The 6,308-nt window shown below is 37.1% G+C and carries 7 protein-coding genes; 2 read left to right on the forward strand and 5 right to left on the reverse strand.

All coding sequences use genetic code 11. From position 1 onward, the window contains the following. The first annotated feature begins 88 nt into the window (after positions 1-88). Both ACFIK8_RS07140 and ACFIK8_RS07145 read left to right on the forward strand, forming a co-directional pair. Positions 89-829, forward strand: a complete 741-nt coding sequence (locus ACFIK8_RS07140; RefSeq protein ID WP_375636382.1) for a hypothetical protein — start codon at positions 89-91, stop codon at positions 827-829. 1,052 nt (positions 830-1,881) lie between these two features. Next, positions 1,882-2,118 carry an EexN family lipoprotein gene (locus tag ACFIK8_RS07145; protein WP_375656187.1) on the forward strand — a complete coding sequence of 79 codons (237 nt, stop codon included), beginning with the start codon at positions 1,882-1,884 and terminating at the stop codon, positions 2,116-2,118. Between the two features lie 357 nt (positions 2,119-2,475). On the opposite strand, the gene ACFIK8_RS07150 is transcribed toward ACFIK8_RS07145, so the two are convergent. The 5 genes from ACFIK8_RS07150 to ACFIK8_RS07170 form a co-directional block, all read right to left on the reverse strand. Next, entirely contained in the window at positions 2,476-3,519 is a 1,044-nt protein-coding gene (locus ACFIK8_RS07150) for a tyrosine-type recombinase/integrase (protein ID WP_375635686.1), read from the reverse strand. Positions 3,520-3,527: 8 nt separating this feature from the next. Further along, positions 3,528-3,746 carry a hypothetical protein gene (locus ACFIK8_RS07155; protein WP_273723922.1) on the reverse strand — a complete coding sequence of 73 codons (219 nt, stop codon included), beginning with the start codon at positions 3,744-3,746 and terminating at the stop codon, positions 3,528-3,530. A gap of 120 nt (positions 3,747-3,866) precedes the next feature. Beyond that, entirely contained in the window at positions 3,867-4,490 is a 624-nt protein-coding gene (locus ACFIK8_RS07160) for a lambda exonuclease family protein (protein WP_375669073.1), read from the reverse strand. 1 nt (position 4,491) lies between these two features. Then, positions 4,492-5,304: a phage recombination protein Bet gene (gene bet, locus ACFIK8_RS07165; protein ID WP_375669074.1), complete on the reverse strand. Its 813-nt coding sequence runs from the start codon at positions 5,302-5,304 to the stop codon at positions 4,492-4,494. Positions 5,305-5,376: 72 nt separating this feature from the next. Beyond that, the gene (locus ACFIK8_RS07170; protein ID WP_375653458.1) at positions 5,377-6,099 is read right to left on the reverse strand and encodes a hypothetical protein; all 723 of its coding nucleotides are present in this window, start codon (positions 6,097-6,099) and stop codon (positions 5,377-5,379) included. Positions 6,100-6,308: the final 209 nt, after the last annotated feature.

The raw sequence follows: 6,308 nt of genomic DNA on the forward strand, positions 1-6,308 counted from the left end.
GATTTTTTCTTTAAAAACAAGGGTATTGGTGATATATAATATGAAAGGATAGAAAAACAATGAATTTTTTGAGTGAGCGTGTTAAGAAATGCTATTTAAATTGATTGTTATTATTTACATTATGGGTTCCATAGTGTGGGGATTAAGCCAATATAAAGATAAAATAGATTTCAGCATTTTTAAAACATTTGGGATGCAAGATATACAAGATATTCTCAATCTTTATCGAGAAGAAGAAAACCGAGAAGAAGAAAATTTGGTTAAATCTATCACCAAACAGCAATTAGAAAAAAATGAACTAGCTCTCGATTTGCAGAAGAGTGTTTCATCAAACGATGTTGCAAATAATACTGTTGTTTTTCATGGTAAGGCCTCTGTTACAAGTGGGGTTACATTTAAATTGCTGACGCCTGCTGCACAATCTTGGCGCTCATATATCACCCGTGATATTCATCTTTATGGTGTAGACACATGTGCACCACGCCAAAAAGCACGATTAAATGATCAAGAATGGCCCTGTGGTGCGGTTACAACGGCTTGGCTTGTCACCAAAACACTTGGGCAGGATTTATCCTGTAAACAGGCTTTGATGCACAATGGTGTTTATTATGCGCAATGTTTTGTTCAAGGGGTTGATTTAGCTGAGGCAGGTCTTACAGAAGGTATGTTGGTACTCTCAAAAGAGGGGAAAGATCCTATTCCAACCCAGTACCATCATGCGGAAGAAAAAGCACGCAACAACAAGATTGGTCTTTGGTCAAGTGATTTCACTGAACCTTTAAAATGGCGGCGAGATAATGGATCTTACAACCCCTTTGAAAATCCGTGATTGGCTTTAACGAACATATTTATTTAAATTTGTATAAAGGAAACTTTATCAATAAAATTGCACCAGACCATAGGGCAAAAGACCATAGGGCAAATTTGAATAAACCGTGAGATTATTTCCGTTTGTGAAGTAAATGAATAATACTTCCCTTTTCAAGGGAGGTTTGCTCTCAAAATCCCTCCTCTATTTTTACTTATGTGTTTTATAAAAGCAGGAAAATGTCATTGTTAGTGGCAAAGCATTTTTGAGTATTTGTGTTTGAAGGAGAAAATGAGACGATAAAAAACGCTCAAGAAATGGATTTCTAGAGCAGAGTTGATAAAAGTGAAAAATGAATAGATCTCAAAATGGCGTAACATTTGATATAACGGATAGAATATTTTACAGTGCCTTAAAAGAATTCATAGCAAAAGTTTTTTTCATCAGAATTTTGTCTTCAGGATTGGATCACGTTTTTTTACTTCTTTAAAAGTGATCAAACTGTTTCATTCCTTGAAAAGCTTTCATAATTATCTGCTTCTAAATTCAGACTTCGAAAAGATGGATTTCAAACAGACTCCACACGAAAAAATCTTCGTAAAAATGATTTGCATTGTTGATTGTTTCTATATATCACAAGACGTTTTTATTTAAGCATTTGATGGGGGAAACAATAATCAACATACAAATAGGTAAAAAGAGCTCATACTTTTTTGTAAAGGCTTTGTAGTCTATTGATCGTGATACTTAAGTATTATAATGCTCATAGGCTTTCTATAGGGCGCGGGGCGCGGTTCCTATCGCAATGTCACTATTTGAAATCAGTTGGAAAAAAACATTAGTGCGTCTTCTGATTTCGTCATTTTTACTCAGTTTGGGCTTTTTCTTTCTCATTGTGCTTTAATGACAAACTCATACGATGGCTGTTGTGAGCTCTTCTTGCGTTATTTTACTCAGAGTGTTCACTTTGAAAGCAAGCAAGTGATAGTAAGGCTGTATTCTCGTACAGTATGAAAATTTAGAACTCATTTGGGGGATGATGTTAACAGATAAGGTATTTAAAGAGGGGTAAAATGAAAAAAAATATTTTATTATGCATGGCTCTATTATTCGCTGTGGGGTGTGAAAAAAACTATAGCGTAGAAGATTTTAAGAAAGATGCAAAATTAAGGGAAGAATGGGGAAAGAAGTGTTTTCTTTCAGGACAAGCTGTTAAGGAATCTAAAAATTGTCAAAATGTTTTACAAGCAGATACTGAAATGTTTTTCTCGCCAAAGCTTAATTCTATAGATCGTGGTCATGCGTTTTAACGGTTATGCATACTCAACAGTAAAGTGTTATATAAAAATTCTAAAATAAAGAAGTTACGGTTCAACGAATAGTTTCTTCTTTAAATTTTATAGCGGAGATTTTTTATCATTTTTCATCTTTCAGATGAGCTTCCAAAATCATATTTGCAATCCTATTGTTTGTTTCATCTTTGTTAGATTGAGGATTATGATCATGAGAAAACTGGATAGCATTGTCTTATAGAAACATCTCTTAAGGCAGCCAATCCCATTTCACGGTGGTGTCCGTGAATGGTATATAAAAAGCAAGTAAAATAAAATAGTTATGTCTAATATGGGGGAATAGGTGAATCTTGATTCTATTGAGTTTTTTTGCCTCTATCCCTCATCTTTTTGGAGCTTTTTTATAGCTTCAAGAGCTAGTCTTTTACGATCTGCGCTCTTTGTGTAAAGAGATGCCATAGCATCATTTGTCCAGCCAAAAATTGCTTTGAGTTGTGATACTGTTGCACCAGAGTTAGCTGCGCGTGTTGCTGCTAATTTTCTTAATCCATGCGCCGATTTTTTAATGCCAGCCGCATTACAAGCGTCTCTAAATGTATCGCCAAAGCTTTCTTTGGAGAGTTTTTGATTAGTTTTACTACAGATGAATGTTTCTACTCCAATAGGACCAGCTTCAAGCGTTTTGGCTAATTCCGGTAAAATAGGTAGAAAGACATCTGTTTGGAATTTACTTTTCTCTGTCTTAAGATGAATGATATTATCTTTCACATCTTTCCAACCAATTCGTACCGCATCACCACGACGCAAGCCCGTATATAAAAGAACATCAATCCAAACGCGTTCATGGGTACCATGGGACCATCTTTGATAATATTTCTCAACATCTTCTTCTGTCCAAATAGGAAAGCCGCTTTTATTTTTAAGAGGAGGTTTTTTGACGCCTAAAGTTGGATTATTTTCCAAAAGACCTTGATCAATTGCCCAATTAAAAAGTCCATTAAGGGCTTTCAGAAAGTTTCTAGCCATTGCTGGTGTTTCTTTGCGCCGTTCAACACCGGCTATGATATGTTTCTTTTCAATTGCTTGGTATGGAATATTTCCTATGGAGTCGCATATCTTCATAAGAATGTATTCTTTTTGTTTCTTTGTAGTATTAGAGTAGCTATGCCAATTAGAGCTGTTAAAGTATTGTTTAAGCAGCCATGCAAATGAACCTTCAACAAGTTTACCGGTTTTGGATTTAGGAAGTATAAGTCCTTGTAACTCGGCAAGTGCGCTTTTGTAGTTATCAACAAACTCTTGCGTTCCATAGGTACCGCGTATTCTAATGCGTTTGCCATGACCAATACGTACATACCATACAATTTTGCCATGTTGAGTAATTTGTTTGACAAGATGAGGAGGGCGTGGTTTTGGCATAATCAATTTTACATCTTAGAGAGCGCGGTTTCGTAATATTCATTCTTTGACAAATCTAAAAGTTTGTCTGGATGCGCTGCTGAATTTGGTAGTGGAATATCGGATTTGAGATAGATAAGCAGTTCACCGGTAGGTTTGATTTCTACGAGTTCACAACCTTGTTTTTTAGCTTCTCTTAAAGCGCGTGCAATGGCTGGTTGCGTTATAGCAGCTGGACGAGGCGCCATATCTTTTCTCCTTACATTGAGATGCAATTCACGTGTGGCGTGAATCACGCTTGTGTTGAAAGTTGTTAGGAAGGGTGGGGGTGCTCGTAGATATGCGGGGAACAAAACACCCCCATAAGGTTAAGCAGCTTTTGTTGAGAGTTGTTGTATCTCTCGTTCTATCTCTGCTAAAAAGGCTTCAACAGCTTGATTGATCTGTTCAATTTGTTGATCATCACGGAGAACACGCTTGACTTTCATGCGTAAGTGAAAGAATTCCCCCGTAAAACGTGGGTCATAGCTTACGAAATCACACCATTTTCGTTCTGTACAAGCCATTTGGAATTGCATTTGTGCGTGATATTCTGGTTTGATTTCGTCACCTATACAAAAGCGCATATGTGTTACTGATCTCGGGCATTTGACTTCGATTAAACCGTCTTCTCCAATGAGACCATCGGGGCTAGCCCCCGCCATTTCTATTGTGGGGTGTTGGATAAAGCCGCACTTTGTTATATCGGCATCATAAATGAAGCCATATTCTCTCAAGGCATCATCTTCATGTTCGATACCCCATCTCATATCTTCAGTTTCATAATAGGGGCTTGTTTCGCCTGTTAAGCGCTCTGTTATGAGTTTGATTTTGTAGTCTTCATATTTGCTTGTAGGCAATCCTTTTGCTGTCTTACTGATAATGTTGTAAACATTAGATGCGGTGACTTTACCCAAGCGTGCTTGGAACCATTCTGCTGTTCTTTGTTCCATCTCACACCACCGTTCTTTGTTCTTGTGGTGCATATTCTATATCTTGGACGTGAATATATTCGGCATCTTGTATAGGCGCTTCTATTTGCTTTTGTTGTAGGAAAGATTGTTCTTTTTCATGCTGTCTCTTTTGCAAAACATCCAAAATCCTTTGTGCTCTTTCATCAGGAAGATCTTCAAGCTTTTGGACTCGTCCATACTCAAGCACTTTTTCTTCTTCTGTTTGAGTGATGTTTATTAATTGTTTGATTTGCGTAAGCACGTCATAAGAAACTAACTTCGTTTGTACGTTATGGTTTGCTTCATGGATACGTGCGGCTTCATCTTCTTCATAAATACCGGAAAGCCCGAAAGCATAGCGAGCACACTGTATAGTAGCTTTATGGCGCAACATACGTGCGGGGTATTTTTTCCAAGGTTCACTTTTTTCTTGTTCGCATTCTTTGCGATATTCGGTGACTTCGATAGGGTCTTTAATCCCTTTGAGACGAATAGCACATTTGATAGCAATGATATTCCCATCCTCATTGAGTTGATCTTGAAAGGTCATGCCATCAAAGTCAGGATTTGATTTGATGATCTTTATCCAACCGTCGATAGAAACAACGGGTATGATGCCGCCGCCTCTTTTAGGGAATGCATAGATTTCTTTTGTTAATGGGTTTAATCCATAAGTATTGGCAACAGAGATAAAAGCAGCGAATTCTTCATGAGAGAAGTTATGATTGATACATGTTTTGATAATAGTTTCACGAAATTCATCATGAGAAAACCCATATTTGCTTGCCATGGTTGTTAAAGGAGAATTTGTCATGTTGGTTTCCTTGATTTGCGCGCAATTCACCCGTGGCGTGAATCACGCATCTGTTAAAAGGCTGGTTTGTTGTTAAATTTTTATGTCTTGAGGAATTCTCGTGTTTCCGCGAATATTAGCTAATCCACGAATTTCGGCATTTCTAAAAATCTTGACTGCGTCATAAATGCGAGCACTATCATAAACTTTTGCATCTCCAAAAATCTCAACATTTCCATAATTAACATCATCCTCATACGTGAAATTGGAGCATGATATAATGACATCACCATAAACTTTAGCATTGTTATAAATGAGAGCAGGACCACAAATTATTGCGTTCCCATATACACGAGCATTGTCGTAAACCTTGGCACTATTCTTTATTCGTGCATTCTCAAAAACTGCTGCGTCACCATAAATACGTGCGTCATTGTAAACTTCTGCATCACCGCAAACATGAGATTTGTCGCGAACAACAGCATCACCAAAAACATGTGCACTACCAGAAACCTTGGCATTACCGTAAACAACAGCACGACTGTAAACTTGTGCATCAGAATAAACTGAAGCATTTCCACTAATACAAGCGCCATCAAATATCTTAGCATTATGAAAAATGGTAGCGCTTTCATACACCTTGGCATCATCATACACCCAGCAATTACCTTTATGACCTAAGTTATATTCCTTTTCAATAAAACCACCAAGATCTCCTTTTTTGACATCATCAAAATCCCTTAAAGCACGAATACGGTGAAGAGTTTTTCCATCAAACTGAATTGTTTCATCAGTAAGTTTGTATTTCTTTTTCATGGTTTATTTCCTTGATTTGCGTACAATTCACCCGTGGCGTGAATCACGCTGGTGTTTAAAAATTGGTTTTTCGGTGTTAGAAACGGCTTATGTAGCTTATATCGCTTGCTGAATAGTCACTTTCGTAGATGATTGAATTGCGTCCACGAATTTCAAGATTACCAGAAATATTTACATTATCGAAAATATATACTCCATCTAGAATTTTC

The organism is Bartonella sp. MR168JLCBS (assembly GCF_042194175.1).